Raw genomic sequence first — 20752 nt, 5'->3', positions numbered from 1 at the left:
CTATCATATAAATAAAAAAGCTTAAAACTAAATATATATTAGCTACATTTTTCATAAGATTTTCCTCTTTACTTTTTACTTAACTCATCTTTAACTATATAATAAGACTGTTTTAATCTTTCATGATAATTAGGTAAATCCCATCCCTCTAAATTATAGGCATTACTATTTAATCTATTTATAGTTTTATCTCCTTCTTTTACAGTTACTCCTACTTTTATATCTTTAATCATTAAAGGCTTAGTTTTAAATTCTTTATAAAAATCATCTTGTATTTGCTTAGTTGAAGGGTCCATAAAGTTTAAAAGCCCCCATGGTATACGTACTTCTACATAATCTTCACCTATATAATAGTCTGCAACAGAATTAAAGTCTTTACTATCTGGATTAGCATTTCCTTTAACTAACTTTCCTGTTTCATAGCTTAATTTATCTACTGTAGTACCTAATGACTTACTATACATTTTTGGTCTTGTATCTATATATACAGGTGAGAAATAGTCCATGTTTGGTGTATTTTTCATTAAATCTGGTCTTTTTTCATACATTGTTTTATTTTCATAAAAATCAAATCTATTATAATACTCATGTACTGCTACCATAGAATTATCATTGTCGTTTATTTTAATTATAAAGTCTACCGGATTATCAAACTCTAAATTATACTGAGTACTTTTATTTGTTCCTGATTTAGGAGTTACATCCAAATCTATATACATCTCATCTTTTTTTAAGTCTAGTTTTTTTGAACTCTTTAACATAAAATATAAATATTTTTCATCACTTTTTACAGATAAACTTAAATCCTTATTTTTATTTATGATATTTTCATCTTTCCAATCATTTAAACTATCATCTGGGTAAGGAGTAGCTTCTGATTTTCCAGGTTCAAACGTCATAAGTCCAAAGCTTTGACTATAAGTTTGTGCATCGCTCCAATATGCAGATCTATCTAGTATCTTACTTTGTTTTGTATTCCAGGCTGAAGCATCCCAACTATCTTGAAATTCAAATATAAAACATCCTGCGATACCAGATGCTTTTATAGCTTTGTATGCATTTACTAATTCTTGCCCTTGTTCTTTTTCATTTATATATCCTTTATTTATATCCTTGTTAAAATCTCCTCCGGCTCTGCTTGAAGGAATACCCATTTCACCTATTATTACAGGTATTTTATAATGATTATTTATCTTTTTAAAATACTCATCTATATTTTGTTGATATTCTTTTAGTTCTGAAAAAGATGGATATATATTATAGCTAGCAATTATTCCTGTTTTCAATTTTGTCTTAGCTTTTATATTTTCTACATCTATATAATCTTTCATTTTATCTTTTTCAACTTGTGGTTTCGTATTATTGACTATACTATATGGAGATGTTGCTATAAAACTTATTAAACTTTGTTTTTTATATGTATCAAGTTCATAGCCTGCTATATAATCTCCCATTTTAGCCATATAAGATTCAAATGATGATGCATCCTCATTTGTGTACATAAACTTGCCATCATATGCTTTTTTGCTATTCATAATTTCTGCATATATTAAATCATGCTTTGCAAATTCTATTCCTAAGCTATATCCTATTACATATTTTGATACATCTGTTTTGTATACTTGAAGTATATCTGGCTTGTTGAAATTATATGGGTTTCCATGAACTGAATCTACTATAAGCTTCATGTTATTTTTAAACTTCTCAGTTGGAGTTTTCCCCTCTGGATTTTGTCCATTTTTAAGTAGTTTTTCATCAAAGTATATACCTTGCATTAAATAAATTGGTTCTTTTTTATCTTTATTAAATTTATATAAAGCATTATAAAAATTCTCACTCATTAAGTTTGGAACCTTTATGCAATTTGCTCCCATATCATAAATATAATTTATCCATCTTAAATACTCTTCTTCACTTACCTTATTTTCACTTGGAAATACCCCTGGCTTAGTTGAGTTTAAATCTACACCCACTATATCTAACTTTTCCCACTTACTATCTTTAACTATATAAATATCCTTGCCGTTAGTTTTAGTAAAATAAGTATTATCTTTTGGTACAGACTTATTTGTAGCAATATTTTCTATTCCAATTACTATTAGTACAAATATCACTATACAAATAGCTAAAAATCTCTTCATATTATTTCACTCCTATTAGCTTGCCCACTTACTAAGACTGTCTATATTTTCATCCATCCATTTACCTCTGTTTTTTATGAAGTTTTTCATTAAATTTAATTCCTCGTCATAAGACTTTGCTCTTCCTGATACAGACTTTACTAAATGTGGATGTTGTTTTAAAAACTTTTCATAGTCCTGTACGGTTTTGATGTTTTTCTCTTCAAATACTTCAAAACTATTTTCTTCAAATGCTTCAGCTTGATTGCATAAGTTTATAGGCCATTTTTTAAAGTTTCTATTGACTGAATCTCCTAATATGTTTTTTCCTTTATCTATTTCTCCTATTAAGTAATCATCACTTAAATAAGTTTTTCTTAATTCTTTATATCGTTGTACAACTTTATTTGCAAAGTTTTTATCTTGCATTAATCTATCAAACCAAGGTCTTTGGTTCATAAAGAATCCTTCATATTCAAATGGATATCCTATATCTTCTGTATGATTTCCTAAGGATTGGTTAAAGTCCCATACTGGGCCTGCCTTCATTTTTTCTTCATAATCTTTGTACATGTAAGTACTGTAAATTCCTGCATCTGTATTTTTGAAAAATTCATTTATTATATAAAAATCTACAAATGAATCTACATCAATATATTTATTGTATCCAATAGCTGGGTCGTTGAATTTATCAGAGTAAAGCATTCTTTCAAATTCACTTATATACTTTCGAATGTATTCATATTTGCCTGGAGTTAAATCTTTTTTAGGATATTTAATGTTAAGTCCATTGTTATATAGTGAAATTTCTTTTCCATAACTTTTAACTTCGATGTCGTCTTTTTTCTGTCTATCTTTAGCCAATATAAAACTACTTTCATCCATATTTTTTAAAGTTTTAGTTATATCTACTCTGTCTTCACCTCTATTGATTTTTTCAATCATCATATATACACCTTGATAATCTGCTTGGTTTAAGTTTAAGTTGTTATCATCTACTAAAAACACTTCACAAAACTTTACTCTCGGAGCATATCCCATTATATTTTTTGATGCATTTAAAGCTATATAATTTCTCATAAGCGATTTATCTGCAAAAGGAGCATTTAACACCCATTCAGAATCTTTTGGCATTCCTAGAATGCTTTCTTCTTGTTCATTTCCTTTTTTGTTTAAAAGTTTTAGACTATATTGTTTTTTAGGATACTTACTTGTACTATTTCCTCTTATATTAAAGCTTGCTCTACTTACAAGTTGAGGGGTATCGCTTAATTTATTTAACCCATCTTTTTTATTGTAAATTTGAATTTCTCCATTTACTTTTTCATCCCTATTGATTACATTTCCTTTTGTGTTTATAACTACTATAGGAAGGTTGTAATCTTTATTTATTTCAGCTTCTTGGTTATAGGATTCAAAGTTTTTTTGTTTAATTGATTCGCTTTCTTTCTTTGCTAATTCTTTTATATTGTTTAAATTTGCTACAATTAACAAAGTTAAAAATAAAAATGCAAGTGCAACAAAGCTTCTAAATATATCTTTTTTCATAATATATCACCTAACCTATGGTTTCTCCATTTTGAGCAACTATATTTACAGTGCTTACACCTTCTATTTTATATAAATCACTTATTATATTTTTATCTTCATTATTTTTCATTTTTATTTGGTATATAATTTCTAAGTTGCTTCCTACTGAGTTTTTCGCTCTTAATTGACTTCCTTTAAAAGAATTGAATACACATCTCATTATTTCTTCTTCTTTTTCTCTAAGACCTCTTATTATAAGTATGTATCTGTCTTCTTTTCCAAATCCACTAAAGCTAAACATAGTTAAAACTGCAAATAAGAATAATGAGCCTATAATTGCTACCATATAATTTGAACTACCTGTACTAAGTCCTATTGCTATACACCAAAATATATATCCTGTATCTCTTGGATCTTTTATAGCTGTTCTAAAACGAACTATAGATAATGCACCAACCATACCTAAAGATAGTGCTATATCACTACCAATAACTATCATAACCATAGTAGTTACTAATGTAAGCATTACTAAAGAAACGTTAAATTTTCTATTATACATTACCCCACTAAAAGTTATTTTGTATGTCCAAAATACTACTACGGATAATAAAAGAGCTATAGACATTGTTTCTAATGCACCTAAAGCCGTTATTGTACCACTTTGCGTTGTTAAATATTTGTATAATGTTTCCTTCATTTTACCACTTCCTTATAACATATAATTTTCGAAAAATCTTCTTGAACTACAATACTTACTAAGTGATCTGTTAGTTGTATCAAGTCCTGTTAAAGCTTGGGATATCCAACAAAATAGTTCACCATCAAACTTCACTTCTAAAACTGCGTTGTAATAATCAACTATTGGGGTCATTACTACATCTTCATTAAACATATCAAAATCAAATTCATTAGATTTTATATCACTATCTAAGGTAACCCTTATATTATTTTCATTATGTATATAAGCCCTTCTATTGTAATCTACAAGAACTGCTGGTCTGTATTGTCCTATAGTCATAATATTGTAAGCAGATTGAGCTGTATTATTATCATACTTTAAAAGTACACTATAATCTTTATTTATAAGAGCTATTGCATCTTCTCTACTTATAGTAGTTGTTTCTTTTCTTTGACTTATATTCATTTTTCTTTTTATTTCAAGTTTTACTTTATCAGTTTTAGTATCGTATATCCTTAACCTTATCTTCTTTCTTATTTCTTCTCCGTCTACCTTTGCATAGTAATCATCATCATTTAAACTATCAAAGTATAAACTCCTTATCCTATACCCATAATCTTTGTTGTTTGGGTCTGGAGTTAATACTTCTTTGAATAGTTCATTTACTTTGTAGTAATCCATTTCTCCTATTGGATACTTAAGCTCTCTTCTATTTACTATCAATTTATACCCCTCCTTTGTATATATTAAGCTTTTACAAAATTCTTTATATAGTTTAACATAAAACAACTTACTTTTATCATTTTCGACATTATTGACAATTTATTTTTGAAAATCGTGCAAAAATAGTTCTTTATTTGCTTATCCTAGTAAATAAAAAAGATCCTTCTTCTAAATTTATTAGCCTCTGGATCTTTAAATTTATTTTATTTATTTAAATATTTTTCTATTTTATAAGGTGTAAATGGCTTTTTATCAAATAAAATAGCATTCGTTGGACATCTGTGAATACATTTTTCACACCCTATACATTTTTTTGAAAATATTAGTTTTTTATCTTTCATAGATATATTTTTAGTAGGACATTCATTTTCGCATATCTTACAATTTATACACTTACTTTCATCTAGTGAAAAATTTCTTTTGGCATACTTTTTAGCATAAATTAAAAATCCATCATACACAGTTTTTGCTCCAATAGTGCTCTTTTTAAAGTTTATTTCATATTTATTGTTAGTTATAAAATCTTTCACTATTTCATCAACTTTACTTGGAGCTAAACTTAATACCCTTGCAATTTCTTCATCTGTATCTCTTTTAAAGAACTTATGATAATAATTATTTGGCATTTGTATAGAAGTATTTATAATTACATCTAAGCCTTTTTTATTAAGCACCTTAGCTAAATAAATTCTACTTGGACTATGTTTCTCAGAAGCTAGAGTATGATATACTAAACACTTTTTACTTTCATTAGGTATATTTTTATTTACCCAATCCACAAGTATTTTTGGTATCATTTCCGCATGAATAGGTCCCCCAAAAATATAAAAATCATATTCTTTATTTAAACTATCTTCTCTTTGAATATCTATAAGATCTACATTTATATTTTCCTTTTTAAAACTATCTTTAAAAAGCTTAGCTATATATTTTGTATTACCTGTTCCTGAAAAAAATATAACAGCTCCATTTTTTATCACATTATCACTTCCTAATATTTATTTAACATCCTTTATTAATTATATTATAGTTCCATCAACATTTATATCTACAAAATAAAAAAGGTGCATCCCAGATAAGTGAAGAATGCACCTTTTAAAAAACTATCTTGTTAATTCATACAATGTTAAAGCATAAATTTCCATAGCTTTAACCATATCTTTTATTTCCACATACTCATTTGGTTGATGCTCTGTCTTTTTCCCCCATGGGAATATGGCTCCAAATGCCACACAGTTGTCTATGGCTCTTGCATATGTAGCTCCTCCTGATGCTAATGGAGTTGAGTCGCATCCTGTTTCTTCTTCATATACTTTTCTTAATGTTTTTATTAAAAAATGATTGTCTGGTATGTATATAGATTTAGCCCAATCATATTCACTATATTCTAAATCATATTTTTTAGATTTTTCTATTAAAGCATTAACAAAAGTATCTTTTTCTACTGTAACTGGTATTCTAACGTCTAGATATATTTTTTCATCTTTTTCATTAAAATCTATTTTACCTAAGTTAAATGTTAATTTTCCTGATACATCTTCACAGTTTGGTAATATACTAGTTGCATGTGCATCTTCTTTTATAACATCTGCTATAAAGTCTATTGCAGGTGTATCTATTCCTATATTTTTAAGAGCTATACAAAGTCTAGCTATTGAGTTTATACCTTCATTACACTTTTGAGAATGTACACTTTTACCCATTACTGTTATAGAGTTATCTTCTTTTTTATATTCAAATCCTAGTTTTTTTAATTCTTGCTCTAATTCTTCCATTTTTATACTATTGTATGTAGCTTTGCTTGGAACTGCATTGAATGCATCTCCTGCTTTTATATTAACTTTTGAAGGCTTGTTTGATGTTAATATACATTGTAATAGTCCTTTTTCAGCATTTATACATGGGAAGGCACTATCTGGTGTAAATCCAAAGCTCGGTATTTCTTCTTTATTTTCATTATACTTAGCCATGTCTCTCCATAGTGTTTCTTCATCTGTTCCAAATATAAATCTTACTCTTTTATTTAATTTAAGACCTGCATCTAATATAGCTTTAGTTGCATATATAGCTGTTATTGTAGGACCTTTATCATCTTGAGTTCCTCTTCCATAAAGCTTTCCATCTATTATAGTTCCTTTGAATGGGTCTACATTCCACGCACTTAAATCTCCTGCTGGAACTACATCTAGATGCCCTAGTACCCCTACTAATTCTTCACCTTCTCCTATTTCTGCATATCCATAATAACCTTCTTTATCTTTGTATGTTTTAAATCCTAGTTTTTCACATAAGTTTAACATATGATTTAGCGCATCATCTATATCTTTTCCAAATGGATATTGACTACTTTCTTCACCTATCACACTTGGAATTTCTACACTTTCAATTATTGAATTAATCATTTCTTCTTGAAGATTTCCTACACTTTTTATAATTTGTTCTCTCATCCTCTTGTCCCCCTTTTGTTTTTAATTCAGGTCTTAATTAAATTATATCAACTTATATTTTTTCTTGCTATATTTATACCCAAATTTAAATATAATAAAAAATAGTGCTTATGAAAACTATAAAACGTTATCATAAGCACTATTTTTTACTATATTTCTAAAGATAATTTAGTTAATTGTATTAAGCAAATATAAAACTTAATTGTATTTATCAAATTGTTCATCAAATGTTTTATAAATATTGGTGGTGCTAAAAGTATAAGTGTTGACATTATATTTATTATAAACTCATACATGTAAATTCCTCCAAATTATCTATTTATACATTATATGAAGTTTTAAATTTTATATTATATTTTTTAAAATGTAGTAAAGGTAAACTTTTGCCATGGCTTTATGTAATCTAGTATAAATATTTCTTCTTCTCTTATACGTCCTACAACATTGGTTTTGCCACTATTTTTCATATCACAAAGTGCTATTTGTAGCTCTCCTGCATAATTTCCATATTCACTGCTTTCAATTACTACATCTCCTCTTCTTATAACTTCAGGAGCATTAAACAGTTCAAAGTTATGATCTTTATATTTAACTCTTGATTGAGTTGATCTTATCATGTTACTTGATACATCGCCTCTGTTAAAATGTAGTTCTTTTAAAACTATATCTTTTTCTGTTTTTGGTAAATTTTCTACTAAGTTAATATCAAAAGTAACTACATCTTTTCTTATTCTTCCTACTTTTTCAAGTTCTTCAATAGATGGATAACAATTTGATATTATAATGTCATCTATATTCCCTAGAGCTATTAAATGTTTTACTTGTACATCTAATGGCAAGCTTCTATGCATTTCAAGTGTTGGCAATCCTTCTGTAATAGGCCAAGGTCCAAATGTATCTTGATTTTGACTTGTTACAAAGGTAGCTGTTTTTAAGCCATACTTTTTAAACTTATCTGTACATTTCATAAAATGTTCTAATGTGAGTCCACTGTATCTATGTGGGTAGAAATTATGGCATCCTATGATATTATCTTTTTTAGGTTGATAATCCATTATAGTGTCTATATATTTAGTGTAGTTACTCATATTTATTTCTATTTTTAAATCATGAGGATTAAAGGTCATTAAAGATTCTTCAAGACCTGTAAATCCCATATCTAATCTTATGCCATAACTACTCGTTTCTTTAAAAAATGTTAAATCATCATAGCTTATTCCCAGGTCATCAAAAACTTTGGGACTAACATCAAGTATTATTTCAAAACCTTTTGAATGAGCATATTCATTTATTTGCTTGAATTTATTTAAGATATTTTCTTTGGTATCATCCACAGATAGTAAACATGAAAATATACGACTAAATCCATTTTCAGCCGCCGTATCAATATATTTTATTAATTCTTCTTCATTAGATTTGTCTACATATATTGATATTCCCAATCTTCCCATAGCATATCACTCCTTTGTTTAAATACTTTTTATTATATATACCCATAAATTTCCAAACATTAAACTTATATATAAGTTTTTTTATATTTGCATACAAAAAAGAGCTCTCTTTTTTAAAGACAGCCCTTATACTTTTATATTATGCTTTATTACTAACTTTTAATATGTTTACTTTTACTTCTTCAACTCTTCTATTTTCAACCTTAAAAACGGTGAACTTAACATTATCTAGCTCAACTACTTCGTTTTCATCTGGTATTTTTCCAAGAGCTTCTGTTAAATATCCATTTAAAGTGTCATAATCGCCTTCTTCTATATTCATGTTAAATCGATCGTTAAAATCATTTACACTTAAATATCCTTTTATTATAAAAGTATTTGTATCTATTTGATTTACTTCATCAGCTATATCATATTCATCTTCAATATCGCCCATGATTTCTTCAACTAAATCTTCCATAGTGACGATTCCTGAAAAACCACCATATTCATCAAATAGTACGGCTAGATGTATTTTAGCTTCTTTTAAAAGCTTAAATAGCTCATTTGTTCTTTTAATTTCTGGAACAAAATATGGATTATGAAGTATTTTTTCTAAATTTATATTATCAAAACCTACTTTGCTAGCTTCGGCTAATAAGTCTTTTACGTATAATACTCCAATAATATTATCTACATTATCTCTGTAAACTGGTATTCTCGAGTAATTTAATTTTAATATTTCAGATAATATATCTTTAAAATCATCTTCAATATTTATCAAGAAAGTATCACTTCTAGAAGTCATAATTTCTTTTGCTAATCTGTCATTAAATTCAAATACCTTACACAACATATCTTTTTCATCAGCTTCGATTAAACCATCTTTCTTTGACTTATCAATTAAAGATTTAATACTTTCCTCTGATGCACATTCATATTCATTATAGTTTTTTACTCCTACTACCTTTAATACAAATGATTTTAGCATTGCAATTGCTCTGCTAAATAAACTTACTCTTAAAGTCCTCTTTGAGAGTATCCCCTCGGGGTCCGGATCTAAACTTATCATATATTCCTCCTTAAAATTTAAACTTATTATATATATATTAAAAGAGTGTAGTTTTGACTACACTCTTAATTAAATTAATTTATTATTTTCTTTTTATAAGTTTGCTAACTTCCATTAATAATGTTGAAGTTATAGCTAACCCGAAAGAAATCATTAAATTAGTAAAGTTAAAGCTATCTGGCATTGTAAATACTTCTCTCATAAATGGTAGTAATGTTAATGAGAACATCCCTAAACATACTACAACTGCTCCTAATACATACTTATTACTTTTAAATCCTAACTCAAATACTGTTTCTGAGTTTGATCTTGCTGCAAATGTTTGTATTATTCTTGATAATGTAAGTGTAGCAAATGCCATTGAAACACCAAGTTCTGTTGAATGCTTCATACCTATTAATTGTGCTGTTATAGTAACTATACCTATTATAAGCCCTCTAGTCAATACAAATCCAATAGTTCCTTTTGAGAATATACTTTCATCTTTGTCTCTTGGAGGATTATTCATAACACCTTTTTCAGGTTTTTCAAGACCTAGCGCTATTGCTGGTAGTGAATCTGTTACTAAGTTTATAAATAATAATTGTATAGTTGTAAATGGATTAGGAAGTCCTGCAAATACTGCAAATAATATAGCAATTATTCCACCTAAGTTTCCTGAGAATAAATACATTATTGATTTTTTAATATTTGTATAAACTGTTCTTCCTACTTCTACTGCTTTAACTATTGTTGCAAAGTTATCATCTACTAAAACCATATCAGAAGCATCTTTTGCAACTTCTGTTCCACTTCCCATACCTATACCGATATCTGCTTGTTTTAAAGCTGGTGCATCATTAACACCATCACCTGTCATTGCACAAACCTTACCTTTGCTTTGCCAAGCTTTTACTATTCTTATTTTATTTTCTGGTGAAACCCTAGCATATACTGATATGTGTTCTAAGTTTTGATCTAATTCTTCATCACTTAAAGCATCTAACTCGCTACCTGTAAGTGCCATATCGCCTTCTTCAAATATTCCTATATCTATTGCTATAGCTTTTGCTGTTGTTTTGTGATCTCCTGTTATCATAACAGTTTTAATACCTGATTTTCTTGCATTTTCAACCGCTTCATAAACCTCTTCTCTTGGTGGGTCTATCATTGCAGTAAGTCCGATTAATGTTAAATCACATTCATCTTCTATTGTTGGAACAAAACTTTCATCTTTAACACGCTTTGTTGCAAATGCTAAAACTCTTAATGCTTTATTAGAAAATTCTTCGTTCATTTTCTTATATTCATTTATTACTTCATCACTTGCTTTAACAACTTCATCACCAACTAGTGCATATTTACATCTACTAAAGATTACATCCGGTGCTCCTTTAGTAAACATAACAACTTCGCCTTCTACATTATTTACAGTTGACATAAGTTTTCTATCACTATCAAATGGTAATTCGCTTAATCTAGTATTTATATCTCTTATTTCATTATACTCAAATCCTTTACTGTTAGCATAATTCATAAGTGCTATTTCTGTAGGATCTCCTATTTCAACACCTTCACTTGTTATATCCGAGTCATTACAAAGTGAAGATCCTAATATAAGGTAACTTTCTTGTTGAGTTATTGATTTTGATGCTGCAACTTCTAAACAACCATCTTCTACAAAAACTTTTTCTGGATTGTATACATAAGTATCTACAACAGTCATTTTATTTTGAGTTAATGTTCCAGTTTTATCTGTACATATAACACTAGTAGAACCTAATGTTTCAACTGCTGGTAACTTTCTTACTATAGCTTGTTTTTTAGCCATAGAGTTTGTTCCAACTGCTAAAACTATTGTAACTATTGAAGATAATGCTTCTGGTATTGCTGCAACTGCTATTGCTATTGCAAACATAAATGAGTTTACTAAATCTCCACCTCTCATTACTTCTATACCAAATATTAAAACAGCTAATGCAACTATTCCAACTCCTAGTTTTTTACTAAATTCATCTAGTTTAACTTGAAGTGGTGTTTGTTTATTCTCTGCATTTTCTAATAAATCTGCTATCTTACCCATTTCCGTTTCCATAGCAGTGTTTGTAACTACATATAAAGCTCTTCCGTAAACCACCATAGAACCACTAAATACTAAGTTCTTTTGATCTCCAAGTGCAGCTTCCTCATTTATTACTTCCTCATGCTTTAGAACTGGTTCTGCTTCACCTGTAAGCATACCTTCTACAACTTTAAGATTTTGAGATTCTATTACTCTACCATCTGCTGGTATATAATCTCCTGCTTCTAGTATTACAATATCTCCAGGAACAATATCTCTTGAAGCTACAGTAACCTTAATACCATCTCTTATAATTTTTGCATTTGGAACTGATAATTTTTTAAGACTCTCAAGAGAACCTTCCGCTTTTTTAGTTTGAACTACTGATAACACCGAGTTTAGCGCAATAACTGCAAATATTATTAAACTTTCTGTACCTTCACCTAAAAATACTTGAACTAAAGCTGCTATTAATAAAATTATAACTAGAGGGTCTTTAAAAGTTTCTAAAAATAATTTCCACGTTGGAGTTTTATCCTTTTCTTTTAGTTCATTGTATCCATGTGTTGTTAGTAATTTTTGTGCTGTGTCTGAACTTAAGCCATCTAAACTAGAGTTTAATTGGTTTAATGTTTCATCGATACTTTTTTTATAAAACATACTTAACCTCCGAAAAAAATTTATTTAAATAATAAAGACCTCCAAGCAAACTTTAAAGTTAAAATTTGCTTGAAGGTCTCGCTAACAAGGTTTTATCTTGCTAATCAACCGGGATGTTAATCCGAAATTGACGATTGATTATCGCATATACGAAAGCTACTCCCCTTCAAGGAGTACTTATTTATCTATATATCTATTATATAACTTTGAAATTATTTTGCAACAATTTATATATATTTAACATATATTTAACATTAATCTAGGAACTATTTTCAAGTTATATTTTTCTAAAAAATGCACATACTAATTATAAAAATCTTTAAGGTGGTAATCTTATGAAAGATAAAAATTTAAAACTATTTAAGTGGCTACTTTATATTATATATATCTTATCTATAATCTACTTCTTTGCTATACATCAAGGTGGAAAGGCCTTTATATCCTTTTTATGTTTAACTATAACTTTTATACTAAGTAAACTTTATTTTAAAAATTTTACTGTAATAGATAAGCCCTTATACATTGTAGGAAATCTATTTGTTTTAGCATCATTTTTAATAGGATCTTGCTATAAAATGTATGATATCTTTAAACCATATGACAGCATCCTTCACTTTATAAGTGGATTTATAACATTAAAAATTGGTTTAAATATACTTAGATATATATTTGTAGCCCCCCCTCGAAATTCACTAGATAAGCTATTATTTTTCATAGTAGTATTTTTCTTTAGCCTAGGAATATCGGGGCTATGTGAAATAGTAGAGTACTTACTTGATACATACCTAAATATGAAAACACAATCTGGAGGCTTAACAGATACCATGCAAGATATGATGTATGCATCTAGTGGAGCTTTCCTAATGTTAATTTACTATATTCGAAAATATAATATAAACTAAAAATGGGATGTCTTTAAGTTTACAAATAACTTAAAGACATCCCATATATATTACTCATTTACTGGTTTTTTAAGAACTGCTAAAAGTATCATCCCAACTACAGAACCGATAACTATAGCGCCTAAATAAGCTAGTGGGTGACCAACAACTGGAACAACAAATATTCCACCATGAGGCGCTCTAAGTGTTGCATTAAACATCATACTTAAAGCCCCAGCCGTTGCCGAACCTACTACACAAGCTGGTATAACCTTTAACGGGTCCGCTGCCGCAAATGGTATAGCACCTTCTGTAATAAATGATAATCCCATAACATAATTAACCTTACCTGATTCTTGTTCTTCTTTAGTAAATCTATTTTTAAAGAAAGTAGTAGCAAGTGCTATAGATAAAGGAGGTACCATACCACCAGCCATAACTGCTGCCATTATCTCATACTGACCAGAATCTAGAGCTGCAACACCAAATACATAAGCAGCCTTATTTATAGGACCACCCATATCAATTGCCATCATACCACCTAATACTAAACCAAGAACTAACTTAGAACTAGTTCCAAGACTATTTAAGAAATTAGTAATACCAACGTTAAGTGCTGCTACTGGAGGTATTATTACGAAAGTCATTATAATCCCCATTAAAAGTGTTCCAAATAAAGGATAAAGTAACACTGGTTTTATACCATCTAATGAATCTGGTAAAACACTAAATACCTTTTTAAGTCCAAGTACTAAATATCCTGCTAGAAAACCTGCAAGTAAAGCTCCTAAGAAACCTGAACCACCAGTATTTGCTAATGCTCCACCTACAAAACCTACTACTAAAGCTGGTCTATCAGCTATACTAAATGCAATATATCCTGCAAGTACTGGTAACATAAATCCAAAAGCAGTATCTCCTATTGACTTAAAGAAAGCTGCTAGAGGTGTATTTGAACCAAAGTTTGATGGGTCTATAGCATAATTATCTAATAAGAAAGCTAAAGCTATTAATATACCTCCACTTACAACAAATGGTAGCATATTTGAAACTCCATTCATTAAATGCTTATATACTTTTCTAAATGCAGTTTCATTTTCTACTTCTTCACTTGATTCTACATTTCCACCATGATTATATATTGGTGCATCTCCATTTTGTGCTTTAGTTATTAACTCTTCTGCTTTGTGTATTCCATTTGCAACCTTAGTTATTATAACTTTTTTTCCATTAAATCTAGCCATATCAACTTTTTTATCTGCTGCAACGATTATTGCTGTTGCATTTTCTATTTCTTCTTTAGTTAAAACATTTTTAGCCCCATATGAACCATTAGTTTCTACTTTTATGTTTACTCCCATTTTATCAGCTTGCTTGTTTAAGCTTTCTGCTGCCATGAAAGTATGTGCAATCCCCGTCGGACAAGCAGTAACTGCTAAAACAGTAGGGTATTTTGAAGACTTACTTTCTTTAACTACAACTTCTTCTTTCTCTTCCTCTGGAAACTTCTCTTTTTCTTTGTAATCTATTAAGTTTAAAAACTCATCTTCATTTTTTGCATTTATTAATTTTTCTCTAAATTCTTCATCCATAAGTATTGTAGATAATCTAGATAATACTTCTAAGTGAGTATTATTAGCTCCTTCTGGAGCTGCTATCATGAAAAATAAATTTGATAAGCTTCCATCAAATGATTCATAATCTATACCGGATTTTGAAACTGCTGCACCTAAACATGGATTTTTAACTGCTTTAGTTTTAGCATGAGGTATTGCTATTCCCTCTCCTATACCTGTTGTACTTTGATTTTCACGAGCTATTACTGCACTTTTGTATTCTGCTCTATCGTTTAAGTTTCCACTGTTATTTACTAAATCTACTAATTTGTCTATAGCATCACTTTTGTCTTTTGCTTTTAAGTTAAGGCTTATAGATTTTTTGTTTATTAAGTCTATTATTCTCATAAATTTATCTCCTTTCAACTTTTATTTCATCTATTAATTTGTATATGTCTTCTTTTTTTGCTAAGTCATTAGAAAAAGCTGTTGCTCCTCCACTAGCTGCTCCTAGTTTTAAAGCTTCTTCATAAGAATTTGAATTTAAATACCCTGCAATAAAACCTGCTACCATAGAATCGCCTGCTCCTACTGAGTTTTTAACTTTTCCTTTTGCTACATTACTTATAAATATTTCTTCATTTTCATTTATTAATAATGCTCCATCTTTTCCCATCGATACTAATACATTTTTAGCACCCATTTCTTTTAATTTGCTAGCGTAAGTTATAATATCTTCAACGCTTTTTAATTTAACATTAAACAATTCTTCTAATTCGTGATTGTTTGGTTTTATTAAAAATGGTTTGTGTTTTAATACATTCATTAATAAGTCTTTTGTAGCATCTACTATTATTTTTATATTTTTATTTGCTAGTCTTTCCATTATATTTTCATAAAGAGAAGAATCTAGTGTATTTGGTATGCTACCTGCTAAAACTAATATATCATTTTCTTGTAGCTTATCAAGTTGTTCATATAACTTGTTTAAAGCTAAGTCGTCTATATTTGGACCTTGTCCATTTATTTCTGTTTCTTCACTACTTTTTACTTTAACATTTATTCTTGTAAATCCATTTTCTAGGTTTATAAAGTCTTCTTCTAAACCTTTACTTGTTAATGTGTCTTTTATATATGCACCTGTAAATCCACTTACAAAACCTAATGCTTTGTTGTTGTGTCCTAGTTCTTTTAATATTAATGATACGTTTAATCCTTTACCTCCTGGGTATACGTATTCCTCATTTGTCCTATTTACTTCTCCATTTTTTAAATTATCTAATTTAATTACATAATCTATTGATGGGTTAAGTGTTACTGTGTAAATCATATTATCACCTCGTTAGTGTTATCTTATATACTTATAATACCTTTGAATATGTTTTCCTAAAAGACAAAAAATTTCTCTTGGTTAAAAGAGAAATTTGTCGATTTGTATATTTACTTATTTAAACATAGCTATAAATTTTTCGTATTTCTTAGATTCACATATACTTATTACTTTAGCTATTGAGTCTATTCTTTTGTATATATTTGAAAATAAGTCTTCATAATTTAATATACTTTCTTTTTGTAAGCATAGCATTACTACAAGTCTTACTTGTCCTACTTCCCAATTTATACTATTTTTAAGTATTCCTATTGCTATGGAGTTTTTATAAACTTCACCTTTAGCTCCATGAGGTATTGCTACCATGTTTCCTATTTCTGTTGTAGCTATTTTTTCTCTTTCTATATAAGAGTGTTTCATTTGTTCATCTATATAATTTTTATCTAATAATTTTTGTGACATATACTTTATTACATCATATTTGTTTTCAAAATCTAGGTCTGTAAAGAACAAGTCTTTGTCAAATATTTCAGATACATTAATATTGTAATATATTTTTCCTGTATCTATAAATTTTTCTATTATTTTTATTTCTTTGTCGTCTAAAAATGGTGATACGTTTATTACAGGTATGTTTTCTAGTTTTATAGGTACTGTAGCTATTATAAAGTCAACATCTAAAACTCCTATATAATCTATTAAGTAAGATGGTATAACTTTTAGTATTTCTAGTTTTTTATCAAATTTAGCTTCTAGCTTTGCTTTTATAAGCAAAGATGTTCCAACTCCTGAAGCGCATACTATTATAGTTTTTAGTACTTTGTCATTGTCATTGTAAGATGACCTTTGAAGTGCTCCTCCTATGTGTATAGCAATATTTGCAGTTTCACTTTCGTCTATATTTATGCCTAAATCTTCTTCTAGTGTGTTTTTAGCAATAGTTGCTAGTTCAAAAGCAAATGGGTATTTGCTTTTTATATCATTTGCTATTACATTTTGATTGTTTACGTTAATTTCTTTTTTTATACAAAAGCTACTTATATGTCTGTGTAAATATTCTTTAAATACTTCATCTTCACTTATATCTATAGAAGTTGCCAGCTTTAAGTTTTTTGTAAATCTATTTATTGATTGAAGTATCTTTTCTTGAAAGTCTTTGTTGTCTTGTTTTTTAAATTTGTCTTTGTAGTTTTTTATATAATGATTTATATATTCTTCATAATTTTTATTATCTTCTAATGATAGTGATATTAATATGTAATTAAATATATTGTTAAATTCATAATCTGTAAGTATGCTATTTTCTTTTTCTAGGTTATATAGTATTTCTGATTTTATTTGTGGTATGCTTTTTTTTATATATTCACTAAAAAAGTCTTCTAGTTTTATGTCTTTGTAGTTTATTGAACTTTCTAAAATACATTTTTTTAAATCTTCTATATCTCCATCAATACTTACACCTTGTTTATGTTTTGATATTATTTTTAAATTATAGTTGTGTAATATATTTTTTACTTCTTTTAAGTCATTTTTTATAGTAGATAAACTTACATACATTTCATCTGCTAAGTTTTCTATTTTTAATGTCTTATCTTTGTATAAAAAAATTACTTTTTTTAATATGTAGCTTATTCTGTTTATATCATTATTGTTTGTTTCATCTTTTATTTCTTTTATAGACTTTATATCCCCAACTAATTTATATCCGATACCTCTTATTGAGTCTATTTTTACATTTTCTAGTGTTGAATTTATATTTTTTACTTCTACTTGTATTGTTTTAGTAGAACAACCTATTTCTTGTGCTAAAGCTTTACTACTTATAGGCTGTGTACTTTGCTTTAGTATTTCAACTATTTTTGATTGTCTTGTGTTTAAAATATACTCCAATGTTATCAACCCTTACGTATTTGTTTATAGTTAATTTCATTTTACTACATTATCTCTTATTCTTTCAATTATAAACTTTATAATTAAATTTTATTTGATTTTATTTATTTTTTAAGTTACAAATTATTGTTAAAATGTTATACTACTTAGAATATTAATTTTACAGATTCGGGGAATTAAAGGAGGATTTATGAAAAAGTTTTTAGATGAAGTCTCAAAATCTATAAGATATATAATTCCTATTATAGTGTTTTTTATAGGAGTTATCATTTTTAAAAATTTCAATAACATATTGTCGTTTATTAAAACGAACTTATCTATAATTTCTGGGGTTTTAACTCCCTTTGTAATAGGTTTTTTAATTGCATATATACTTAATAAACCTATGAAGTATTTACAAAAGAAGTTTAAGTTAAGTAGGGGTATTAGTGTTCTTATAATTTATGGAGTACTTTTAACTGTTTTAGTTTTTATTTGGTTGTATATAGTTCCAATTATTCAAACAAATATAGCTGATTTATATTCATTTATGCCTCATAACATAGGTGAAGTCGAAAATATGATTAATTCTATACTTTCAAATTTAAAAATAAATATGAAAAGTCCAGATGTAGTTTTACAGATAAAAGAATTTATATCAAGTTCAGTTATACCTACACTTACTTCTATTGCTGGTGTTGTTAGTCAAACTTTACTTGAGGTTATAGGTTTAGCTGTAACTTATACTGTAAATATTTTCTTAGGAATTGTAATTTCTATATACTTATTATTATCTAAGGAAAAATGTATAGAGATTTTTAATGATTTATGTGAATGTATGTTTGGACAAGTTTATTTAAAGGTTAAGGAGTTTGGACAAATCCTTGATAAAAATATAGGTTCTTATATTATTGCAAAGTTTATAGATTCTTTAATTTATGGTACTTGTTGTACTATAATACTTGTTTTATTAAAGTCTCATTATCCTATGTTTGTGGGAATAATAATTGGTATAACAAATATGATTCCATTCTTTGGTCCAATTATCGGTACTATTGTTGCTGTGTTTATAAACCTGTTCTTCTCATTTGATAAGGCACTTATTGTGCTTGTGGTTATGGTTGTGGTTCAACAGTTAGAGAGTGCTATTTTAGAGCCTCATTTTGTAGGAAAGCAAGTTGGGGTACCTCCTATTATTACTATTCTTGCAGTTACGTTGGCTGGAAAGTATACTGGTTTTTTAGGTATGATGCTTTCTGTTCCTATTGCAGGGGTTATTATAATTTATGTGAATAGATTTATTGCTAAGAAAAAGGGTTATGCTAATAAATAAAAGTCCCAATTGTTAGGTGAAGGGTTAATATATAAGTTTTGCGACCAAAGCTGGAAAAATGCTTTAAATGTGGCTACAACTTATATATTAACCCTTCGCCTTTTTTGTTGAGAATTTTATTTATTCTAGGTTTAGGTTGTAGGAGTTTCCGATTTCTTTGAAACTTTTATCAGAGCCAGTTATTATTACTTTGCTTCCTTTTGGTATTTGGTCAAATAACCATTTAACGTCTTTGTTATACATTCTTATGCATCCAGCTGATACGTTTTTTCCTATGCTGTTTTCGTTGTTGTTTCCATGTATTGCGTATGTTGTTCCGTAAGTTTTTCCTACTTCAAGTCCTATCCATCTGTTTCCTAGTGGGTTTCTTGGGTCCCCTCCTGGTATGTTTTTTTTGTAGTAAGGTCTGTTTATTATTTTGTTTACTATTTTAAATTGTCCTTTTGGTGTGGGGCTGGATTTGCTTCCTGTTGCTACTGTAAATTCTTTTATTAGTTTTCCATCTTGGTAATATGCCATTTTGTTGTTTGATGTTTTGATTATTATATAATGTCCTTTTGATAGATTGTCGTTTTGATTTGTTTGGTTGTTGTTTGTGATTGGTATTAGGTAATCTCCACTACACCATCCATAAGTTTTTTTGTACTTTACTTTGTACCAAATTCCCGATTTTGATGTTGTTTCAATTATAGTTCCTTTTTTTAGGCTTCCAATTTTTTTATGAGTTGTTCCTGGTCCACTTCTTATGTTTAAGGTGCTTGCATTTACTTTCATTTTAGTTTTGCTTTGAACTGTTTTTGTTTGAGTTGTTTTTTGATTGGTTTTATTGTTTTCTTTGCTATGTGCAAATAAGTAGGTTGTATTTGTTGTTATCATAAATATAGAAATTAAAAAAGCTATAAGTTTTTTTATGTCACTCACTTCCTTTTATTTTAAGCCCTATATATAATATATAAAAAGCTTTTCTAAGGTGTATTAATTTAGGTGTCATTAATGTAATTTAAGTTACATTTTCGTTTCTTGTTGTATAAAAAAAGAAGCTTTTAAAAGCTTCTTTTTAAGTCCATTTTCTAGTATCTTG

16 protein-coding genes are annotated in these 20752 nt (G+C 28.1%); 2 read left to right on the top strand and 14 right to left on the bottom strand.

The features are described from left to right. Nucleotides 1–68: 68 nt before the first annotated feature. The 10 genes from ACRCYC_RS13885 to ACRCYC_RS13840 form a co-directional block, all read right to left on the bottom strand. Entirely contained in the window at nucleotides 69–2141 is a 2073-nt protein-coding gene (locus ACRCYC_RS13885) for a hypothetical protein (RefSeq protein WP_438619731.1), read from the bottom strand. Nucleotides 2142–2156: 15 nt separating this feature from the next. Continuing rightward, nucleotides 2157–3668: a CotH kinase family protein gene (locus ACRCYC_RS13880; protein WP_438619730.1), complete on the bottom strand. Its 1512-nt coding sequence runs from the start codon at nucleotides 3666–3668 to the stop codon at nucleotides 2157–2159. Between the two features lie 10 nt (nucleotides 3669–3678). Continuing rightward, nucleotides 3679–4347 carry a DUF4956 domain-containing protein gene (locus ACRCYC_RS13875; RefSeq protein WP_438619729.1) on the bottom strand — a complete coding sequence of 223 codons (669 nt, stop codon included), beginning with the start codon at nucleotides 4345–4347 and terminating at the stop codon, nucleotides 3679–3681. Between the two features lie 12 nt (nucleotides 4348–4359). Further along, nucleotides 4360–5052, bottom strand: a complete 693-nt coding sequence (locus ACRCYC_RS13870) for a polyphosphate polymerase domain-containing protein (protein WP_438619728.1) — start codon at nucleotides 5050–5052, stop codon at nucleotides 4360–4362. A 203-nt stretch (nucleotides 5053–5255) separates the two neighbouring features. After that, nucleotides 5256–6032, bottom strand: a complete 777-nt coding sequence (locus ACRCYC_RS13865) for an EFR1 family ferrodoxin (protein ID WP_438619727.1) — start codon at nucleotides 6030–6032, stop codon at nucleotides 5256–5258. A gap of 123 nt (nucleotides 6033–6155) precedes the next feature. Next, a complete protein-coding gene (locus tag ACRCYC_RS13860; RefSeq protein ID WP_438619726.1) occupies nucleotides 6156–7499 on the bottom strand; it encodes a M20 family metallopeptidase in 1344 nt (447 codons plus the stop codon). Nucleotides 7500–7648: 149 nt separating this feature from the next. Then, nucleotides 7649–7795, bottom strand: coding sequence for a hypothetical protein (locus ACRCYC_RS13855; RefSeq protein ID WP_438619725.1), 147 nt, complete (start codon nucleotides 7793–7795; stop codon nucleotides 7649–7651). Between the two features lie 63 nt (nucleotides 7796–7858). Beyond that, entirely contained in the window at nucleotides 7859–8950 is a 1092-nt protein-coding gene (locus ACRCYC_RS13850; protein ID WP_438619724.1) for a DUF871 domain-containing protein, read from the bottom strand. A 139-nt stretch (nucleotides 8951–9089) separates the two neighbouring features. Next, the gene (locus ACRCYC_RS13845) at nucleotides 9090–10001 is read right to left on the bottom strand and encodes a hemolysin family protein (RefSeq protein ID WP_438619723.1); all 912 of its coding nucleotides are present in this window, start codon (nucleotides 9999–10001) and stop codon (nucleotides 9090–9092) included. 82 nt (nucleotides 10002–10083) lie between these two features. Further along, nucleotides 10084–12702: a cation-translocating P-type ATPase gene (locus ACRCYC_RS13840; protein ID WP_438619722.1), complete on the bottom strand. Its 2619-nt coding sequence runs from the start codon at nucleotides 12700–12702 to the stop codon at nucleotides 10084–10086. A 335-nt stretch (nucleotides 12703–13037) separates the two neighbouring features. Between ACRCYC_RS13840 and ACRCYC_RS13835 the strand changes: the two genes are divergently transcribed. Further along, a complete protein-coding gene (locus ACRCYC_RS13835; protein ID WP_438619721.1) occupies nucleotides 13038–13604 on the top strand; it encodes a hypothetical protein in 567 nt (188 codons plus the stop codon). A gap of 50 nt (nucleotides 13605–13654) precedes the next feature. Here ACRCYC_RS13835 and ACRCYC_RS13830 read toward each other — a convergent pair whose 3' ends face one another. From ACRCYC_RS13830 to ACRCYC_RS13820, 3 genes are all read right to left on the bottom strand, one after another. After that, nucleotides 13655–15547, bottom strand: a complete 1893-nt coding sequence (locus tag ACRCYC_RS13830; protein WP_438619720.1) for a PTS fructose transporter subunit IIABC — start codon at nucleotides 15545–15547, stop codon at nucleotides 13655–13657. A 4-nt stretch (nucleotides 15548–15551) separates the two neighbouring features. Further along, complete coding sequence (gene pfkB / locus ACRCYC_RS13825; RefSeq protein ID WP_438619719.1) at nucleotides 15552–16469, bottom strand: 1-phosphofructokinase; 918 nt, start codon at nucleotides 16467–16469, stop codon at nucleotides 15552–15554. Between the two features lie 114 nt (nucleotides 16470–16583). After that, nucleotides 16584–18359, bottom strand: coding sequence for a BglG family transcription antiterminator (locus tag ACRCYC_RS13820; protein ID WP_438619718.1), 1776 nt, complete (start codon nucleotides 18357–18359; stop codon nucleotides 16584–16586). Between the two features lie 190 nt (nucleotides 18360–18549). Here ACRCYC_RS13820 and ACRCYC_RS13815 point away from each other — a divergent pair, with 190 nt between their 5' ends. Next, nucleotides 18550–19671: an AI-2E family transporter gene (locus ACRCYC_RS13815; RefSeq protein WP_438619717.1), complete on the top strand. Its 1122-nt coding sequence runs from the start codon at nucleotides 18550–18552 to the stop codon at nucleotides 19669–19671. Nucleotides 19672–19791: 120 nt separating this feature from the next. Here ACRCYC_RS13815 and ACRCYC_RS13810 read toward each other — a convergent pair whose 3' ends face one another. After that, the gene (locus ACRCYC_RS13810) at nucleotides 19792–20547 is read right to left on the bottom strand and encodes a L,D-transpeptidase family protein (protein WP_438619716.1); all 756 of its coding nucleotides are present in this window, start codon (nucleotides 20545–20547) and stop codon (nucleotides 19792–19794) included. Between the last annotated feature and the right edge of the window lie 205 nt (nucleotides 20548–20752).

Origin of the sequence: Paraclostridium sp. (genome assembly GCF_051657365.1) — a bacterium.
Lineage (GTDB): Bacteria > Bacillota > Clostridia > Peptostreptococcales > Peptostreptococcaceae > Paraclostridium.
Note: the sequence above shows the minus strand (reverse complement) of the source record. Positions and strands in the feature narration are given on the sequence as shown.

Excerpts from the sequence above, each read along its gene's own strand:
- ACRCYC_RS13885 (WP_438619731.1), bottom strand. The coding sequence starts at position 2,141 with ATGAAGAGATTTTTAGCTATTTGTATAGTGATATTTGTACTAATAGTA.
- ACRCYC_RS13880 (WP_438619730.1), bottom strand. The coding sequence starts at position 3,668 with ATGAAAAAAGATATATTTAGAAGCTTTGTTGCACTTGCATTTTTATTT.
- ACRCYC_RS13875 (WP_438619729.1), bottom strand. The coding sequence starts at position 4,347 with ATGAAGGAAACATTATACAAATATTTAACAACGCAAAGTGGTACAATA.
- ACRCYC_RS13860 (WP_438619726.1), bottom strand. The coding sequence starts at position 7,499 with ATGAGAGAACAAATTATAAAAAGTGTAGGAAATCTTCAAGAAGAAATG.
- ACRCYC_RS13855 (WP_438619725.1), bottom strand. The coding sequence starts at position 7,795 with ATGTATGAGTTTATAATAAATATAATGTCAACACTTATACTTTTAGCA.
- ACRCYC_RS13850 (WP_438619724.1), bottom strand. The coding sequence starts at position 8,950 with ATGGGAAGATTGGGAATATCAATATATGTAGACAAATCTAATGAAGAA.
- ACRCYC_RS13845 (WP_438619723.1), bottom strand. The coding sequence starts at position 10,001 with ATGATAAGTTTAGATCCGGACCCCGAGGGGATACTCTCAAAGAGGACT.
- ACRCYC_RS13840 (WP_438619722.1), bottom strand. The coding sequence starts at position 12,702 with ATGTTTTATAAAAAAAGTATCGATGAAACATTAAACCAATTAAACTCT.
- ACRCYC_RS13835 (WP_438619721.1), top strand. The coding sequence starts at position 13,038 with ATGAAAGATAAAAATTTAAAACTATTTAAGTGGCTACTTTATATTATA.
- ACRCYC_RS13830 (WP_438619720.1), bottom strand. The coding sequence starts at position 15,547 with ATGAGAATAATAGACTTAATAAACAAAAAATCTATAAGCCTTAACTTA.
- pfkB (WP_438619719.1), bottom strand. The coding sequence starts at position 16,469 with ATGATTTACACAGTAACACTTAACCCATCAATAGATTATGTAATTAAA.
- ACRCYC_RS13815 (WP_438619717.1), top strand. The coding sequence starts at position 18,550 with ATGAAAAAGTTTTTAGATGAAGTCTCAAAATCTATAAGATATATAATT.
- ACRCYC_RS13810 (WP_438619716.1), bottom strand. The coding sequence starts at position 20,547 with ATGATAACAACAAATACAACCTACTTATTTGCACATAGCAAAGAAAAC.